The organism is Pseudomonas sediminis (assembly GCF_002741105.1).
Classification (GTDB): Bacteria; Pseudomonadota; Gammaproteobacteria; order Pseudomonadales; family Pseudomonadaceae; genus Aquipseudomonas; species Aquipseudomonas sediminis.
In genome coordinates this window covers 72,749-89,692 of record NZ_NIQU01000012.1, presented here as the reverse complement: position 1 = coordinate 89,692, position 16,944 = coordinate 72,749, and the positions used below count along the sequence as shown (strand labels likewise).

At 64.3% G+C, this 16,944-nt stretch carries 13 protein-coding genes; 8 read left to right on the top strand and 5 right to left on the bottom strand.

The window, feature by feature from the left end; all coding sequences use genetic code 11:
• Positions 1-306 precede the first annotated feature (306 nt).
• Positions 307-762 carry a dUTP diphosphatase gene (gene dut, locus CDO35_RS22025; protein ID WP_074682220.1) on the bottom strand — a complete coding sequence of 152 codons (456 nt, stop codon included), beginning with the start codon at positions 760-762 and terminating at the stop codon, positions 307-309.
• 2 nt (positions 763-764) lie between these two features.
• On the bottom strand, positions 765-1,973 hold the full coding sequence (gene coaBC / locus CDO35_RS22020) for a bifunctional phosphopantothenoylcysteine decarboxylase/phosphopantothenate--cysteine ligase CoaBC (RefSeq protein WP_099526708.1): 1,209 nt from the start codon (positions 1,971-1,973) through the stop codon (positions 765-767).
• A 300-nt stretch (positions 1,974-2,273) separates the two neighbouring features.
• Here coaBC and radC point away from each other — a divergent pair, with 300 nt between their 5' ends.
• Complete coding sequence (gene radC / locus CDO35_RS22015; protein WP_075750716.1) at positions 2,274-2,948, top strand: RadC family protein; 675 nt, start codon at positions 2,274-2,276, stop codon at positions 2,946-2,948.
• A 44-nt stretch (positions 2,949-2,992) separates the two neighbouring features.
• Here the strand turns inward: radC and CDO35_RS22010 are convergent, their stop codons facing one another.
• The gene (locus tag CDO35_RS22010) at positions 2,993-4,570 is read right to left on the bottom strand and encodes an ABC transporter substrate-binding protein (protein WP_099526707.1); all 1,578 of its coding nucleotides are present in this window, start codon (positions 4,568-4,570) and stop codon (positions 2,993-2,995) included.
• Positions 4,571-4,915: 345 nt separating this feature from the next.
• On the opposite strand from CDO35_RS22010, the gene rpmB reads away from it, so the two are divergent.
• From rpmB to CDO35_RS21995, 3 genes are all read left to right on the top strand, one after another.
• Positions 4,916-5,152, top strand: coding sequence for a 50S ribosomal protein L28 (rpmB, locus tag CDO35_RS22005; protein WP_016495372.1), 237 nt, complete (start codon positions 4,916-4,918; stop codon positions 5,150-5,152).
• Positions 5,153-5,162: 10 nt separating this feature from the next.
• Positions 5,163-5,318, top strand: a complete 156-nt coding sequence (gene rpmG / locus CDO35_RS22000) for a 50S ribosomal protein L33 (RefSeq protein WP_003464575.1) — start codon at positions 5,163-5,165, stop codon at positions 5,316-5,318.
• Positions 5,319-5,537: 219 nt separating this feature from the next.
• Complete coding sequence (locus CDO35_RS21995; RefSeq protein WP_099526706.1) at positions 5,538-6,752, top strand: HDOD domain-containing protein; 1,215 nt, start codon at positions 5,538-5,540, stop codon at positions 6,750-6,752.
• On the opposite strand, the gene CDO35_RS21990 is transcribed toward CDO35_RS21995, so the two are convergent.
• Positions 6,740-9,619, bottom strand: a complete 2,880-nt coding sequence (locus CDO35_RS21990; RefSeq protein WP_099526705.1) for an EAL domain-containing protein — start codon at positions 9,617-9,619, stop codon at positions 6,740-6,742. The genes CDO35_RS21995 and CDO35_RS21990 overlap by 13 nt on opposite strands.
• A gap of 368 nt (positions 9,620-9,987) precedes the next feature.
• Between CDO35_RS21990 and CDO35_RS21985 the strand changes: the two genes are divergently transcribed.
• The 4 genes from CDO35_RS21985 to CDO35_RS21970 all read left to right on the top strand — a co-directional run bounded on the left by CDO35_RS21985 (position 9,988) and on the right by CDO35_RS21970 (position 16,241).
• The gene (locus tag CDO35_RS21985; RefSeq protein WP_099526704.1) at positions 9,988-11,064 is read left to right on the top strand and encodes an FAD-dependent oxidoreductase; all 1,077 of its coding nucleotides are present in this window, start codon (positions 9,988-9,990) and stop codon (positions 11,062-11,064) included.
• A 364-nt stretch (positions 11,065-11,428) separates the two neighbouring features.
• Entirely contained in the window at positions 11,429-13,000 is a 1,572-nt protein-coding gene (locus tag CDO35_RS21980; protein WP_208019984.1) for a methyl-accepting chemotaxis protein, read from the top strand.
• Positions 13,001-13,407: 407 nt separating this feature from the next.
• Positions 13,408-14,775 (top strand): glutamine synthetase family protein, encoded by a 1,368-nt coding sequence (locus CDO35_RS21975; RefSeq protein ID WP_099526702.1) that lies wholly within the window; start codon positions 13,408-13,410, stop codon positions 14,773-14,775.
• Positions 14,776-14,927: 152 nt separating this feature from the next.
• Positions 14,928-16,241: an NAD(P)/FAD-dependent oxidoreductase gene (locus CDO35_RS21970; protein WP_099526701.1), complete on the top strand. Its 1,314-nt coding sequence runs from the start codon at positions 14,928-14,930 to the stop codon at positions 16,239-16,241.
• A 95-nt stretch (positions 16,242-16,336) separates the two neighbouring features.
• Here the strand turns inward: CDO35_RS21970 and CDO35_RS21965 are convergent, their stop codons facing one another.
• Positions 16,337-16,762, bottom strand: coding sequence for a GNAT family N-acetyltransferase (locus CDO35_RS21965; RefSeq protein ID WP_099526700.1), 426 nt, complete (start codon positions 16,760-16,762; stop codon positions 16,337-16,339).
• Positions 16,763-16,944 lie beyond the last annotated feature (182 nt).

Below are 16,944 nucleotides of genomic sequence, written 5' to 3'. Positions count from 1 at the left end.
TGTCGGCCTGCAATTGCTTGAGCGCCTGCTGCACGGCAGCGGCCTGGCTGGTGCCGATGGCCTGCACCAGCTCTGCCTGGCGTGCCTGACTGCTGCTGTTGTCGGCAAACCACAACAGCGCGGCGCCTGCGGCCCCGCCGATCAGGGCAGCCAGTAGGCCGGGTAGCAGCACGCCCGGCGAGGGCTTCGCCGTCTTGCTCTTGGGCTTGCTCGGCACCAGGCTGGCAGCCGTGTCGGCTTCCTTGGCAGTACGCTTGAAGAGTTTCACGTGGGTGCTCCTCGGCAGGTCGTCCTGTGGGGTGTGAATCAGTGGCTACCGGAGTGGCCGAAGCCGCCAGCACCACGTTGGGTCTCGTCGAACTGCTCGACCAGCTCGAAATGCGCCTGCACCACCGGTACCAGCACCAACTGCGCGATGCGCTCGCCGATGGCGATGGTGAACGGCGTCTGGCCGCGGTTCCAGCACGACACCATCAGCTCGCCCTGGTAGTCCGAGTCGATCAGGCCGACCAGGTTGCCGAGCACGATGCCGTGTTTGTGGCCGAGGCCCGAACGCGGCAGGATCATCGCGGCCAGGCCTGGGTCGCCTATGTAGATCGACAGGCCGGTGGGAATCAGCACGGTCTGGCCTGGCTCGAGGACGATCTCCTCCTTGAGCATGGCGCGCAGGTCGAGGCCGGCGGAGCCCGGCGTGGCGTATTGCGGCAGCGGGAATTCCTGGCCGAGGCGGGGATCGAGGATCTTGGCTTGCAGAGCGTGCATGGTCAGTTCTTGTTCAGTCGTTCGGCGATAAGGGTGATCAACTGGCGGGCGATCTTGCCCTTGCTGGTCTGGGCGAAGCTGGTTGGCTGCAGCCCACGGTCGATCACGGTGATGGCGTTCTCTTCACTATTGAAGCCGATGCTGGGGTTGGCCACATCATTGGCGACGATCAGGTCGAGATTCTTGTCGCGCAGCTTGCGCGAGGCGTATTCGAGCAGGTTCTCGGTCTCGGCGGCGAATCCCACGCTGAAGGGGCGGTCCTCGCGGCTGGCGATGGTGGCGAGGATATCTGGGTTGCGCACCATTTGCAGGAGCATCCCTTCGCCGCTGGTGGGGTCTTTCTTCAATTTGTGCTGGGCGACCACTTCCGGGCGGTAGTCGGCCACGGCAGCAGCGGCGATCAGCACGTCGCAGGGCATGGCGGCTTCGCAGGCGGCGAGCATGTCGCGGGCGCTGACCACGTCGATGCGGCTGACGCGATCCGGCGTTGGCAGGTGCACCGGGCCGCTGACCAGGGTCACGCGGGCACCGGCTTCGGCGGCGGCTTCGGCCAGGGCGAAGCCCATCTTGCCGGAGCTGTGGTTGGTGATGTAGCGCACCGGGTCGATGTTTTCCTGGGTCGGGCCGGCGGTGATCAATATGTGCAGGCCGTCCAGTGCCTGGCGCTGGAAGCAGTCGGCGGCCAATTGGGCGAGATCGGTGGGTTCGAGCATGCGGCCGAGGCCGACATCACCGCAGGCCTGGCTGCCTGAGGCCGGGCCGAACAGGCGCATGCCGCGATTTTGCAGTAGTTCCAGGTTGGCCTGGGTGGCGGCGTCGCGCCACATGGCCTGGTTCATCGCCGGAGCCAGGGCAATCGGCGCATCGGTAGCCAGCACCAGCGTGGTCAGCAAGTCGTTGGCTACGCCCTGGGCCAGCCGTGCGATGAGGTCGGCGGTGGCTGGAGCTATGAGAATTAGATCGGCCCAGCGCGCCAGCTCGATATGGCCCATCGCGGCTTCGGCAGCGGGGTCGAGCAGGTCGAGGTGCACAGGGTGGCCGGACAGGGCCTGCAGGGTCAGCGGGGTGATGAACTCGCGCCCGCCCTGGGTCATCACCACACGGACTTCGGCGCCTTGATCCTTGAGTCGGCGAACCAGTTCGGCGCTCTTGTAGGCAGCAATACCGCCCCCGACGCCGACGATGATGCGTTTGCGATACAGCCGCTGCATAGGCTTGCCTTTTATAAACCGGTGGATGTGCGCCACGTGACCAACGCCTCCCCAGGCCGGCCCCGTGTAAAAAGATGGGCTACGATAGCACAGCGCCCGCAGCGGAACAGCGGGCGCCTGGCTAGATGAGGCACCTCTGAAAAACGTAGGCGAGGCAGCCAGCACAAGGCAAAAACAAGCGAGAAAGCGGAGTTTACGTGCTGTAAGTGAACATTTTGATCGGACTCGCGCACGAGCTTGTTTTTAACGCAGTGATGGCAACGCAGGTAGTTTTTAGAGGTGCCGTACAGGGAGGTGTACATGAGCATTCGTGATTGGCCCGCGGCAGAGCGCCCGCGGGAGAAATTGCTGGAGCAGGGCGCGGCGTCACTGACCGACGCCGAACTGTTGGCGATCTTTCTGCGTACCGGAGTGACCGGCAAGAGTGCGGTGGACCTGGCGCGCTATCTGCTGAGCGAGTTCGGCAGCCTGAGAGCGCTGCTCGAAGCCGATTTGGCTGGGTTCAGCCAACACCTTGGTCTGGGGCCGGCTAAGTACGCACAGCTACAGGCAGTGCTGGAGATGTCGCGGCGCCATCTGGCCGAACGCCTGCGTCGTGATTCAGCGCTGGAAAGCCCGCAGGCCGTGCGCGATTACCTCAAGGCGCAGCTGCGTCACGAACCGCACGAGGTATTCGGCTGCTTGTTCCTCGATGCCAAGCATCGGGTGTTGGCGTTCGAGGTGCTGTTTCGCGGCAGTATCGACAGTGCCAGCGTTTATCCCAGGCAGGTGGTCAAGCGGGCGCTGGCCAACAATGCTGCTGCCGTAATCCTTACCCATAACCACCCATCGGGCGTGTCGGAGCCCAGTCAGGCCGACCGCGTACTGACCCAGCGGCTCAAGGATGCTCTGGCGCTGGTCGAGGTGCGCGTGCTCGACCACTTCATCGTTGGCGATGGTGAACCGCTGTCGATGGCCGAGCTGGGCTGGATGTAGCTGGTTCGGGTGTAGGGTGGGCTTCAGCCCACCACGATGGCGCCTTATGGTGCGATCTGCACCGAGGCGAAATCCTGTCGGCCGAACGGGCTGACCTTGTAACCCTGCACCTTCTCGCTGAGCAGGGCGAAGGCGGTGGGGTGGGCCAGCGGTAGCCACAGCGCCTGCTCCTGAATGATCTGCTGCGCCTGGTGATAGAGGCGGCTGCGCTCGCTCTGATCGCTGCTGGTTTTGCCATCAGCGATCAGCTTGTCCAGCGCCTCATCGCAAAAACGGGCGAAGTTCAGGCCTGACTCGACCGAAGCGCAGGAAAACTGCGGAGTGAGGAAGTTGTCCGGGTCGCCGTTGTCGCCCGCCCAGCCCATGAATAGCAGGTCGTGTTCGCCAGCCTTGGCGCGGCGGATCAGTTCGCCCCACTCGATCACGCGGATTTCAGCGTCGATGCCGACCTTGGCCAGGTCTGCCTGCAGCAGTTGCGCGCCGAGGCTCGGGTTGGGGTTGAGCAGGCTGCCGCTGGGGCGCGTCCAGATGGTGGTCTTGAAACCATCAGCCAGGCCTGCTTCGGTCAGCAAGGCGCGTGCTTTTGCCGGCTCGTGCGCGTAGCCGGGCAGTTCGCTGGCGTAACTCCAGGTGTTTGGTGGGTAGGGGCCGTTGGCGGGCTCGGCGCTGCCTTCGAACACGGCCTTGACGTAGCTGGCCTTGTCGAACGCCAGGTTGATCGCCTGGCGCACCTGCGGCTTGTCCAGCGGCGCATGCTGGCTGTTGATGCCGACGAAGGCGGTCATGAAGGCGGCGGTCTGTGCGCTTTTCAGCTTGGTGTCGCCAGCGATGGCCTGCACGTCCTGCGGTTTCGGTGACAGGGCAATCTGGCATTCGCCGCGGCGCAGCTTCTGCAGGCGCACGTTGCTATCCGGGGTGATGGCGAAGATCACTCGATCCACGCCCGGTTTGCCAGCGAAGTAGTCCGGGTTGGCGCGGTAGCGCACCACGGCATCTTTCTGGAAACGCTCGAAGACGAACGGACCGCTGCCCACCGGCGCGCTATTGAGCTTCTGCGGGGTGCCGGCGGCCATCAGCTTGTCGGCGTATTCGGCGGAATAGATCGAGGCGAAGCCCATGCTCAGGGTGGCGAGGAAGGTGGCGTCGCGGCGATTCAGGGTAATGCGCACGCTATGGGCATCCGGCGCCTCGACCTTGGCGATCAGGCTGGGCCACTGCATCGACTGGGCGTGTGGGTAACCGCTGGCAGACACCGCATGCCAGGGGTGCTGCTCGTCGAGCATGCGCTGGAAGCTGAATAGCACGTCCTGAGAATCGAGGTGGCGGCTGGGCGTGAAGTCGGTGCTGTGGTGAAATTGCACGTCGTCGCGCAGCGTGAAGTCGTAGACCAGGCCGTCGGCGGAGATCGACCAGCTGCGCGCCAGGCTCGGCAGTAGCTTGCCTTGCTCGGCGTCGAATTCGACCAGGCGGTTCATCAGCATGTCTGCCGAGGCATTGGTAGTGGTCAGCGAGTTGTACTGCACCACGTCGAAACCCTCAGGGCTGGCTTCGGTGCATATGCTGAGGGTGGCAGCCTGGGTCAGGATCGGGGTGCACAGTAGAGCAGCGAGCAACAGGCGCATGGTGAGGTCCTCATTCCTGGCGTTGACGGCAAGCTTGCAACCCTAGTCGATTTGCCGGGCGCTGAATACCTGATCGAGGCGACGAGCGGTCAAATCTTGATCAGGCCCCAACGGGCCGGCCCCCGGCGGGTCTGCTGACCCGGGGTTGTGTTTTATCCTGCAGTTTTCCTTGTTGCTCCCAGGGCTTTCTGGTATAAAGCAGCGCTCTTTTCTAGGGGCCCGGTTCTTGCGCTATCCAGTGCGCCCGGTAAGACCCTCGAGAAACGCGGCGCCGAGCGCCAATGACATTGAGTTTAAGCGGCCAACCCATGCCGGGTTGGGCATGTGGTTTTAGAGGGCTGAGGCATGTCGAGAGTCTGTCAAGTTACCGGTAAGGGTCCGGTAACCGGGAACAACATTTCCCACGCAAACAACAAAACCCGTCGTCGTTTCCTGCCGAACCTGCAGCACCATCGCTTCTGGGTCGAGTCCGAGAAGCGCTTCGTGCGTCTGCGCGTATCTGCCAAAGGCATGCGTGTTATCGACAAGCGTGGCATCGATGTAGTGCTGTCCGAGCTGCGCGCTCGCGGCGAAAAGGTTTAAGGAGAGAGTCATGCGTGAACTGATCCGTTTGGTGTCCAGCGCCGGTACCGGCCACTTCTACACCACCGACAAGAACAAGCGCACCACCCCTGACAAGATCGAAATCAAGAAATTCGATCCGGTCGTACGCAAGCACGTGATGTACAAGGAAGCCAAGATCAAGTAATTGATCGGCTGCCTGACGAAGAAGCCCGCCTTTCGGCGGGCTTTTTTATGCCTGAGGTTTTTGTCGTTGAGCCATTTTCAGGGCAGCCGGCCAATGCCGGCTGACTTCTCGTAAAGCTGCGGTTTAGACTGCGCCGTTACCATGGAGTTGACCTACTTCTCAGGTTCGCACGGAGTGCCGGCGCAAGCGCTCCCCCTTCGCTATCGTCCAGAGGCTCGCATGACCGCTTCAGCTCACCGTGTGGAAGTTCTGATCGCCGAGGCTGACCCCTGGACGTCCAACCTGTTGCAGCAGTTGGTGCTCGACGTGCGCAGTGATGCCCACGTGCTGCAGTTCAGCGATGGCCAGGCAGCACTGGCGCGCTGTAAACGTCGCCTGCCTGATCTGGTTATCGCCGATGGCGAGTTGCCGGGGCTCGATGGTCTGGAGTTGCTGCGACAGCTGCGTCGGCATCCACGGACACCGGCGCTGCCGTTCGTACTGATCAGCGGCCGTCTGGATGCCAGCAGCGTGCGGGCCGCAAGGCCACTGGCGCCCAGTGCTTACCTGGGCAAACCCTTCAATGCTGAAAGCCTGCGTCAGCGCCTGCTGGCACTACTGCCCTCACCAGTGGCAGCGGTAGTGGTGCGTCAGCCGTTGCTGGTCAGCGACCTGCGCGACTTTCTCGATACGGTGCGCGAAGAGGGGCAGGGTGCGCCCTTGCTCAGCGATGTGCGCAATGCCGTGAGCCAGGGGTTGCAGAGCGGCGAGCAGGACCTCGGCGAGTTGGAGGCCGTGTTCGGCAGTGATCCGCAGATCACCGCCTTGCTGATCGCCGCCGCCAGCACCGCCGCGCAGCATCAGGGCGTGCCTTGTCATACCCTGGCCCAGGCACTGCATCGTTTGGGCGTGGCGCGCACGCTGAACCTGGTGCTCGGCCTGGCGGTGCAGCGCAACGCCCAGTTGCGTGACCCGCGCCTGGCCGAGCTGGCCAGCCACACCTGGCAACAGGCACGACGCAGTGCCGAGCTGGCGCGTTGGCTGGCGTTGGAGCTGAAGCTGGATGCCGAGTTGTGCTACACCGCCGGCCTGTTGCACAACCTGGGGGAGCTGGCGCTGCTGCGCAGCCTGCAGGACTGGCAGGAAGCTGGCGGTGAGTTGAGCGATGCGCAGATCGCCGATGCGATGCAGCGCCGCTCGGCGAGCTTCGGCTCGGCCTTGCGTATCCGCTGGCGCCTGCCCTTCGGTCTGCGCGAGCTGATTGCGGCGTTCTACGGCCTGGGCAGTGGTGTGTTCTCGCGTGAGGCACTGGTGCTCAACCTTAGCGGCCTGCTGCTGGCGTTACCGGCCAACGAGGCACCTAAAAGCCTGGTCGAGGCGCGTTGCGTGCGCATGTTGCGTTTGGATCCGGCGCTGCTCGAGCGCCTGCCGGCGGCGCTCTATCAGGCTTCCTGAGTGCCGTGGCGACGCGCATCGTCGGCCAGTTGCCGCAAGGGTTGCGGGCGACCAACGAAGTAGCCCTGAGCGTAGTCGATGCCCAGGCGGCGCAGGCAGTCCAGGCTGGCCTGAGTCTCGACGAATTCGGCGACGGTGAGCAGGCCCAGTTGTCCGGCGATCTGGCGCATGGAGCCGACCATGGCCTGATTGATCGGATCGTTCTCGATGCCACTGATGAAGCTGCCGTCGATCTTGAGAATATCCAGCGGCAGGTGACGCAGGTAAGCATAGGAAGCGAAGCCGCTGCCAAAGTCGTCCAGGGCGACTTTCAGCCCCTTGCTGCGTAGCTCCTCGATCCACTGCGCGGAGACGCCCAACTCACCCAGGGCGACCATTTCCGTCACCTCGATACACAGTTTGCCGGGCGGCAAGCCGTGGTGCTGCAGCTCGTCCTGCAGCAGGCGATGGAAGGTGCAGTCGAGCAGCGAGCTGGCGCTGAGGTTGACGTTGACCTGGGCCAGTTGCGCCAGGTGCCGTGGGTTGGCTGCCAGCCAGGCACACAGATGCTGGACGACCCAGCGGTCGATTGCGCCGAGAAAATCGTAGCGCGCCGCCGCGTCGAGAAACTGCGCCGGGCTGATCCACTCGCCACTCTGTGGGTCGCGGTAACGTAGCAGCACTTCATAGTGCAGGCCGCTGGCCGCATTCTGCAGCGCCTGCACCGGTTGGAAGAACAGCTCGAAATGACCGCGCTCGGTGGCCTCGCGCAGGCGTGTGATCCACTGCAGTTGGCGTTGATGTTCGAGCAAGGCGCCGTCGGCCGGGTTGAACTGCTGCACACGGTTGCGGCCCTGATGCTTGGCCAATTGGCTGGCGCTGCTGGCCCAGTTCAGCGCGGTTTCCCAGTCGCGCACGCCGGAGCTGAGCGCGAGCATGCCGATGCTGGCGTGCAGGCGGAAGGGTCGTCCCTGCCAGGTGAAGACGAACTGCTCGACGGCGCGGCGCAACTGCTCAGCCTGGCTCAGCGCTGCGTCGTCATCGACTTCTCGCAGGAGAATGGCGAACTCGTCGCCGCCAACGCGGGCCAGCTCGGCATGGCGCGGGAGCTGGTGCAGCAACTGGCCGGCCAGCTGTTTCAGCAACTGGTCGCCGGCCGAATGGCCGAACAGGTCGTTGACCTGCTTGAAGCGATCCAGCCCCAGCAGCAGCAGGTGGCTGAAGCGCCGTTTGGCTGCGCCGCTGAGAGTTTCCGAAAGCAGTCTTTCCAGCTCGCGACGATTCAGCAGGCCGGTCAGGGCATCGTGGGCGGCCAACTGTTGCAGGCGTTCTTCCAGCGCCCGGCGCTCGCTGAGGTCGACCACGATGCCTTCGATGGACTCCTGATGCGGGCGCAGGTGCAGCGACAGGTAGACCCAGCGGGGGCGCTGCTCGAGGTCGTACAGCTGGCATTCGCAACTGACCGCGCCGGCCTGCACGTCGAGTTGCAGCAGCAACCAGCGCCACTGGGTTTCCCCTACCAGGCTCTGCAGGGACAGCTGGCTGAGATCGTCCGGCAGGGTCTCGCTGCCAAGTAGGCGCGCCAGGCTCGGGTTGGCTTCCAGCAACTGGCCGTCGCGCTGGCAGCGGAAGATGCCTTCGCCGCTGTGGCGGAACAGCGCCTGGTACTGCTCCAGATTGTCGATGGCCTGTTCCTGGCTGCTCAGCAGCACGCGGCGTACGCGTTCCAGCTGCTTGTCGAGCAGGGCGCCGAACAGCAGCATGCTCAGCGCCGGCAGGTAGGCATACAACGCATAAAAGCCGGCAGGCAGCGGAATCAGCCCGGCACGGCTCAGCGGCACCAGCAGCATCAGCACCAGCGCCGCGCTCCAGCACAGCATGTATCCGGGGGCGTAGGGGCGGCGCTGATGGACGCCAAGCACCATCAGCAGCAGTTGGTACAGCCCGGTGGCCAGGGTCAGCAGGTTGAGGGTCTGATAGGCGTGGGGGTGGTCGACGAAGACGCCGCCCATACTGACCAGCAAGGTGGCTGCGAACAAGGCGTCGCGCAGCCAGCGCAAACGGCCCAGGTGCAGGCCCAGAGCACTGGCGATGAACAGCGAGCTGAAGATCATCATCCCGGCGGTGGGCAGGTTGACCAGCAACTTGGGCAGCAGCGACCACTGCGGCCAGAGCAGGCCTGCCAGGTTGTACAGGCTGGCGTTGTACAGCGCCACACACAACGAGGTGAGGCTGAAGTAGGCCAGTTGCGCTTCGCGCAGGGTGCTGTACTTGACCAGATAGAACAGCGCCAGGGCGAGCAGTGCACCGATCAGCAGGCCGCTCTGCAGCCAGCTGTAGGCGATCAGTTGTTGGCCCTGCGCGGCACCGACTACCTGCAGCGGCAGGTTGATCGCCGAATGACTCTCTACGCGCAGCAGCAGGCTGTGAGGGCCTTCGCCCAGGCGCGGCAGGTTGAGCAGGAATTGGGGGTAGGGCTCGCCACGCTGGGCGAACGGACGTTTTGCGCCGCTGTACAGCGGGCCGAGCGGCGTGTCGCCGTCGAACAGCCATATCTCCAGGTCATCGAGGAAGGTCTGGCCAATGATCAGTTGCAAGCGTTCTGCCGGCGGTGTCTGCAACTGCACGGCAAGCCACCAGGCGCTGCGGGTGTAGCCGATGCGCGCAGTGCCGTGCACCTCTTGGCCTTCCTCGCCGATGCGCTGCAGCACTTCGCTGGCGGTCAAATGGCCGCTGGGGTCTTCCAGCAGCACACTGCGCTCGATGCTCACTGGCGATACCAGATCGGCGGCACTGAGCTTGAGCAACGGCAGCGCGCTATCCGCCCAGGCCGGTATGACGCAGGCCAGGCAGAGCAGCAATAGCAGTGAGCGAAACGGGCGGAGCATCCAGGGCGCCTCATGGCTACTACGAGGGCGCCGAAGTCCGATGGACACTGTTCTGTCTGAGGAGCGGTCGGGCGCATGTGGATTCTAGCCGACTACTGGCGTGATGATTGCGCTGCGAGTCTCATCCGTCTGGATCGCGCGACGAATGACGGCTTACAGCACGTCACAAGTTTCTTGCGGTCAACGGTTGCGGTTACGCAGGTGTAACGACACTCTCTTTGCCCGAGTGTGACTTTGCTGTGTCGTGGCAGGCGTCAGAGCCCGCAGAATGGTCTGCCCTGCTGCACGAGCATGAATTGGACTATCGAGCTTTCAAACGCTGTGCCGGCCAAGTGCCGAGCCAGTACCGCGACGGATGCAATTAACGCATGACCCAGTACGACCTGATTCTGGCCGGGGCCGGCCATGCCCACCTTGGTGTGTTGCGCCGCTGGGCGTTGGTGGAGCGCCCGCCAGGCCGTATCGCCTTGCTCAGCCCGGGCCCGGAAGCCTGGTACGCCGGCATGCTGCCGGGGCTGATCAGTGGCCGTTTCAGCCCGGCAGATTGCCGCGTGGAGCTGCAGCCACTGTGCCGCGCGGCCAAGGTAGACCTGATCGAGGGCGAGATCGCTGCGCTCGATGCCGATGCGCGCATCCTGCAACTCGGCGATGGTCGTAGCCTTCAGAGCGAGTGGTTGTCGCTCAACGTCGGTGCCGGTATGGCCATTCCTCCGCAGCAGGGCGATGGCATGCAGGTGCTGGCTGCCAGACCCATCGAGCGGCTGCTCGAAGGCTGGCAGCAGTGGCAGGCCGAGCCACGCCGCATGGCGATTCTCGGTGGTGGCGCCGGTGGCGTAGAGCTGGCTCTGGCCCTGGCCGACAAGGTGCCGGCGCTGGCGCTGTTCTGTGGCGGATCGTTGCTCGACGGACTGGCCCCCGGGCTGCGCCTGCGCGCGCTGGGGCACTTGCGCCAGCGCGGCGTGCAGGTGCGCGAGCATTGCCCGATCGGCCGCATCGAAGACGACTGGCTGCTCAGCGGCGATGAACCGGTGTGGCGTGGACGGCGCCTGTTACTGGCCAGTGGTGCACGCCCATGGCCATGGCTGACGGCGAGCCAGCTGGCCAGCGACGCCGCCGGCTTCATCGCCATTCGTCCGACCCTGCAGTGCGAGTCCCACGCGCAGATCTTCGCCGTCGGCGACAGCGCCAGCCTCGATGGCATGCGCCGCAGCGGCCGTTTCGCGGTGCGCCAGGCACCGGTACTGAGCTTCAATCTGCAGGCCGCGCTGCAGGGGCGCCCGCTGCGCCCGTATCGCGCGCAGTGGCAGAGCCTGGCTCTGCTCGCCACTGGCGACGGCGGGGCGCTGCTGGGGTGGCACGACTGGAGTGCCGGCGGGCAGCTGTACGGTCATTGCAAGGACTGGCTGGACCGGCGTTTCGTGAAACGCCATCGCATGGTGGGCTAGCCGGCCATGGAAGCCGAGGCGCAGTGCTCTTGCCGCCGTTCGCTAATGTCACCGGGTTAAGCGTCGATACAGTAGATGTGCTCCTGGCAAGGGTTGCTCTGGAGGCCTTTTCGATCAGCCTGCCGCGGGCCTGACCGTCTAAATTCATGGCAGTGTGCTACCAAAGTTTTATGGTGCTGGTGCTTCCAAGCTGCTCGAATCCCGGTCATGGTGCCCGACCTGCACACGCTTATTTTTCGTCGGGCCTGTCTTACGCGTAGCCTGCTGCCCAGGTTGCGTGGGATATTCAAGGAGAGAACCCGCCGTGACCCCGTCCGCCTACAGCGCCTCGCCGCGCACCAGAACAAGAACTCTGAGGTCGGTCATGCAAGCTGCCTTTGTCCGTTCACCTGTTGCCTGTCTTCTCCACGCCCTGGGGCTGGCTGCGTTGATGCTGGTCTACCAGCAGGTGCAGCTACCGCCCTATGTCAGCGTGTTGTCTTTCCTGCTGCTGGCGCTGTGGCCCTGGCTGGGGCCATGGCAGCGCCGCGACGACGGTTCGCCCGCCACGCAGCAGGTCGCCAGCGCTGACTTCGTCGAGCTCAGCCGCGGGCTGTCACGCCATACCTGTCACAACGCGCTATCCGCAGCCAAGGTGGCCCATGCGGTCAAGCACCTGGCCGGTCGTCTGCAATCGCAGCTGACGGCGGTGCAGCAGGTCAGCCAGGCCGCCGAGGCCATCACCCATACCGAGCAGGACAGCGCCGCCCGCGCCGAGCACACCTTGAGCGCGGCCCGACATGTGCGTGAGGCCAGCGCTAACGGTCAGGCCGAACTCAATCAGGCCATCGAACGCATGCAGCAACTCAGCGCGCAGACCCTGGCCAGCCGCGAGCTGATCGATGGCCTGGGCAGCCGTACCGAGCAGATCGAGCAGGTCACCCAGGTCATCCAGTCCATCGCCAGCCAGACCAACCTGCTGGCGCTCAACGCGGCCATCGAGGCCGCCCGTGCTGGTGAGATGGGCCGGGGCTTTGCCGTGGTCGCCGACGAGGTGCGCAACCTCGCTGCGCGCACCGCCAGTGCCACCGAGGAAGTCAGCCAGATGATCGCCGACATTCGCCAGCAGAGTACGGCGGTGGTTGCGCATATCCAGCGTCAGAGCGTCGAGCTGGAGCAGGCGGCGCAGCAGATAGAGACAGCCGGTAGCCGCCTGCACGGTATCGCCGACCAGGCCGAGGAAGTCGAGCAGCAGGTGGCGCAGATCAGCGCCGGCACGGCGGACAACCATCAGCGTCTGGCCAGCCTGTCGGCTGCTGCGCTGCAATTGCAGGACGACGTGCAGGGCAGCGAAGGGCAGACGCGGCAACTGGCCGACGCGGCTGAACAGTTGGTCGGCCAAGCTGAGACGGTCAGCGAGCAGCTCGCCGAAGTGGGCCTAGATGATTATCACCAGCGCGCCTTTGACCTGGCCCGTGAAGGCGCCGCTGCCATTGCGGCGCAGTTCGAGCAGGATTTGCAGGCCGGTCGCATTAGCCTCGATGATCTGTTCGACCGTCGCTACCAACCAATCGCCGGCACCCAGCCACAGAAGTACCGCACGCGCTTCGATCAGTATGCCGACCAGGTGCTGCCGGCGTTGCAGGAGCCGCTGCTCAAGCGCCATGAAGGGCTGGTCTTCGCCATTTCCACCACCCCGGAAGGCTACGTGGCGACCCACAACGCCGCGTTCAACCATCCGCCCAGCGGCGACCCGGCGGTGGACGCGACCCGCAGCCGCGGCAAGCGCCTGTTCAACGACCGCACCGGCATCCGCTGCGGCAGCCACAAGCAGGCGCTGCTGCTGCAGACCTACATGCGCGATACCGGCGAGCTGATGCACGATCTGTCGGTGCCGATCATGGTGCAGGGCAAGCATTGGGGCGGTTTGCGTCTGGGCTACCGGCCGGAACCTTAAGGTGCGCACGGCGCACCCTGCGGGGCGGTGTTGGTTCGTCAGTGGATTGTTTAGTCGGCGCATAACCAAGCGTATGAAAAACCCGATTTAACGCACCTCAAGCCCTGTGCGACGCTGCCAAACCATGATCTCCCTGGCCTGCCAAGTCCATGTTCCGCTGTACCGCGCTCCCGCGCGGCGGCGCTTGTTGGAGCGGTTAAACCCGCTGCTGACGATCATTCTCGCCTTCTGGGCGCTGTGGCATTGCCGCCACGCCCGCCCGCCGGACGTTGTCCCCGCCCGCTGAATACCGATGGCTGCGCCATGCCCGCAGCCGCTGCTATCACCTTGTCTGCCTGTGCAACCTGTTCACGAATCGAACGGGCCGTGCGGACACCGAGCGCCGAACTGGCGCAAGCGAGCGCAACATGACGACTTTCGCCACCGTGCAGGAAGCTCAGGACTTCCTGGCGAACAATCCCGATATCGAGCTGATCGAGCTGTTCATTCTCGACGCCAATGGCGTGCCGCGCGGCAAGCTGCTGCACCGCGAGGAACTGCTGGCGCTGTATCAGAGCGGCCGGCCGCTGCCGAGCACCATGCTCGGCCTGTCCATCCAGGGCGAGGATGTCGAGGACTCTGGCCTGGTCTGGGAGGTGGGCGATATCGATTGCCGCGCCTATCCGCTGCCCGGCAGCCTGGTTCGCCTGCCCTGGCGGCAGATGCCCACCGCCGCCGTGCAGGTGTCGATGCACCCGACCGAAGGCCTGCCGGCCACGCCGGCCGATCCGCGTCAGTTGCTGATCCGCGTGATCGAGCAGCTTGAAGCCGAGGGGTATTACCCGGTGATGGCCTGCGAGCTGGAGTTCTATCTGCTCGACCAAAAGCGTGATGCCGAGGGGCGCCCACAGCCGGCGCTGGACGCCGATGGCGGCCGTCCACGGCAGACCCAGGTCTACGGCCTGCGCGAGCTGGAACAGATCGAACCCTTCCTGCGCGACCTCTATGCCGCCTGCAAGGCGCAAGGCATTCCCGCGCGCACGGCGATTTCCGAATACGCCCCCGGCCAGGTGGAAATCACCCTGGAACATGGCCCGGTGCTGGCGGCGATGGATCAGGCGGTGCGCTACAAGCGCCTGGTCAAGGGCGTCGCGCACCGCCACGGCATGCAGGCCTGCTTCATGGCCAAGCCATTCGACCATCTGGCCGGCACCGGCATGCATATGCACGTCAGCCTGGCCGATGCGCAGGACAACAACCTGTTCGCCAGCGAAGATCCTGCCGGCACACCGCTGCTGCGCCAGGCGGTTGGCGGTATGCTCGCCAGCCTGCTCGACTCGCTGCTGCTGTTCTGCCCCAACGCCAACTCCTACCGGCGTTTTCAGGCCAACAGCTATGCGCCGCTGGCGCCAACCTGGGGTGTGGATAACCGTACCGTCAGCCTGCGCGTGCCGGGCGGGCCCGCCAATACCCGGCATGTCGAGCATCGTATCTGTGGCGCCGATGCCAACCCCTATCTCGCCGCGGCGGCGATTCTTGCCGGGATTCACCGTGGTATTCGTGATCGTCTCGACCCAGGCGCGCCGGTGGAAGGCAACGGTTATGCCCAGGCCAAGACTCTGCTGCCGACCGAGTGGCTGGCGTCGATCCAGGCACTGGAGCGCTCCAACTGGGCGCGTGATGCCTTTGGTGCCGAATTCCTCAAGGTCTTTCTCGCCGTCAAGCGTGCCGAGTATCGCCAGTTCATGGGGGAAGTCGGTGAGCAGGATTGGCGCTGGTATCTGAGCAACGCCTGATGGCCCTTATTTGAAATAGTCGCGGCTAAAGCCCCTCCCACAAAGTGCGGAGATTGTGGGCGCCCCCTGTGGGAGGGGCTTTAGCCGCGAAGACTGATTCATCGGTGCGCACAGCGCACCCTACGGCGGCATAGCCGCCCCAAGGACATGCAATGAACGCGATCAAGCAAACCGTCAAACCCGCCGCCGAGCGCGCGCCGTCTTACTACTCGGCGTCGCTCAATTTCGAGAGCGACTACCCGACACTGCAGGGCAGCGTGACCGTGGACGTGGCCATCATTGGCGGCGGTTTCACCGGCATCGCCACCGCGGTGGAACTGGCCGAGCGCGGCCTCAAGGTCGCCGTGGTGGAAACCAACAAGGTCGGCTGGGGCGCCAGCGGGCGTAACGGCGGCCAGGTCACCGGTAGCCTCTCCGGCGACGAGGCCATGCGCAAGCAAATGCGCAACACGCTGGGCGAGGAGGTGGATGACTTCATCTGGCACCTGCGCTGGCGCGGCCACGAGATCATCAAGAACCGCGTGGCCAAGTACGGCATCGACTGCGACCTCAAGCACGGCCATCTGCATACGGCGATGAAAGCCAGCCATATGGACGAGCTCAAGGCCACCTACGACGAAGCGCTGCGTCGCGGTATGGGCGGCGATGTCACCCTGCTCGATGCGGCTGGCGTACGTGCGCAACTGGGCAGCGAGCTGTACTGCGGCGCGCTGAAGAACACCCGCAACATGCACCTGCACCCGCTCAACCTGTGCCTCGGCGAAGCCAAGGCCGCCGAGAGTCTGGGCGCGCTGATATTCGAACATTCCGAGGTGCTGGATATCGTCCACGGCCCGCGTCCGGCGGTGGTCACCACGGGCGGGCGTATCGAGGCCAAACAGGTGCTGCTAGCCGGCGACGTCTACCACAAGCTGGAACGGCGCAAGCTCAAGGGCATGATCTTCCCGGCCATGGGCGGCATCGTCACCACCGCGCCGCTGGGCGAGCTGGCCCGTGAGATCAACCCGCAGGATCTGGCGGTGTACGACTGCCGCTTCGTGCTCGACTACTACCGCCTGACCGGTGACGGCCGCCTGCTGTTCGGCGGCGGCGCCAATTACTCCGGGCGCGATTCGCGCGATATCGCCGGCGAGCTGCGCCCGTGCATCGAGAGCACCTTCCCGCAGCTCAAGGGCGTGCAGATCGACTACCAGTGGAGCTGCGCCATGGGCATCGTGATGAACCGCATCCCGCAGTTGGGCAAGCTCTCGTCCAATGTCTGGTACTGCCAGGGCTACTCCGGCCACGGCGTGGCCACCACTCACATCATGGGCGAGATCATGGCCAAGGCGATCACTGGTGATCTGGAGCAGTACGACACCTTCGCTGCCTGCAAGCACATCAAGGTGCCGCTGGGCGACCAGCTCGGCAACCCGATGCTGGCAGCCGGCATGTGGTACTACCAGATGCTGGAAAAGCTGCGCTGAAGCGCAGGGGATGACCCGGACGGTAGCAATTGGCGGCAGTCGTGCTCCGCTCGGGTCATCGACTTAGAGATGATGGGAGTCATTTCTCGCTTACATCAGCTCTCTGCAGGCCTCGGGCGTTTGTAAGCCATACCAACAGAGTGCGGCGCGGTGTGAACGAAGCCAAATTGCGCGTACAGGTCTTGTGCTGGCCCATCCGCAATAAGGCTCACGTAGCCACTTTCCGGCACATGGGTTTCGATGAACTGCAGAATCTCGCCCATGATGCGCTTGCCGAGCCCTTTGCCCTGATGTTCCCTGAGAACGGCGATGTCCACGACTTGAAAGAAACAGCCTCCGTCACCGATCACGCGGCCCATTCCAACGGGTTGGCCGTCATGCAGGATTTGCACGGCAAACAGGCTGTTAGGTAAGCCACGTGCGGCGGCCTCATCGGTCTTTGCGCTAAGGCCAGAGCCGACTCGAAGCGCTTGATAGACCTGAGCGGATGGCGTTTCTAACAGGCAGGAGTAAATGCTCAATGGGATCTCCGAACTGGAAAAAATCTTGTGGCGCCAGTTTGAACCCAATTAGAGAGTGGAGAAGGTTCATGGGGCAAATCGGATCACTCCAGTAACGCCTGCTTTTTTCACTCCGAGCGACGATCGCCAATTCGCCGGTCATCTGCCTCGGGTACTTGCCCTGATGCTATTTGGCGTAGGCG

Excerpts from the sequence above, each read along its gene's own strand:
- dut (WP_074682220.1), bottom strand. The coding sequence starts at position 762 with ATGCACGCTCTGCAAGCCAAGATCCTCGATCCCCGCCTCGGCCAGGAA.
- coaBC (WP_099526708.1), bottom strand. The coding sequence starts at position 1,973 with ATGCAGCGGCTGTATCGCAAACGCATCATCGTCGGCGTCGGGGGCGGT.
- radC (WP_075750716.1), top strand. The coding sequence starts at position 2,274 with ATGAGCATTCGTGATTGGCCCGCGGCAGAGCGCCCGCGGGAGAAATTG.
- CDO35_RS22010 (WP_099526707.1), bottom strand. The coding sequence starts at position 4,570 with ATGCGCCTGTTGCTCGCTGCTCTACTGTGCACCCCGATCCTGACCCAG.
- rpmB (WP_016495372.1), top strand. The coding sequence starts at position 4,916 with ATGTCGAGAGTCTGTCAAGTTACCGGTAAGGGTCCGGTAACCGGGAAC.
- rpmG (WP_003464575.1), top strand. The coding sequence starts at position 5,163 with ATGCGTGAACTGATCCGTTTGGTGTCCAGCGCCGGTACCGGCCACTTC.
- CDO35_RS21995 (WP_099526706.1), top strand. The coding sequence starts at position 5,538 with ATGACCGCTTCAGCTCACCGTGTGGAAGTTCTGATCGCCGAGGCTGAC.
- CDO35_RS21990 (WP_099526705.1), bottom strand. The coding sequence starts at position 9,619 with ATGCTCCGCCCGTTTCGCTCACTGCTATTGCTGCTCTGCCTGGCCTGC.
- CDO35_RS21985 (WP_099526704.1), top strand. The coding sequence starts at position 9,988 with ATGACCCAGTACGACCTGATTCTGGCCGGGGCCGGCCATGCCCACCTT.
- CDO35_RS21980 (WP_208019984.1), top strand. The coding sequence starts at position 11,429 with ATGCAAGCTGCCTTTGTCCGTTCACCTGTTGCCTGTCTTCTCCACGCC.
- CDO35_RS21975 (WP_099526702.1), top strand. The coding sequence starts at position 13,408 with ATGACGACTTTCGCCACCGTGCAGGAAGCTCAGGACTTCCTGGCGAAC.
- CDO35_RS21970 (WP_099526701.1), top strand. The coding sequence starts at position 14,928 with ATGAACGCGATCAAGCAAACCGTCAAACCCGCCGCCGAGCGCGCGCCG.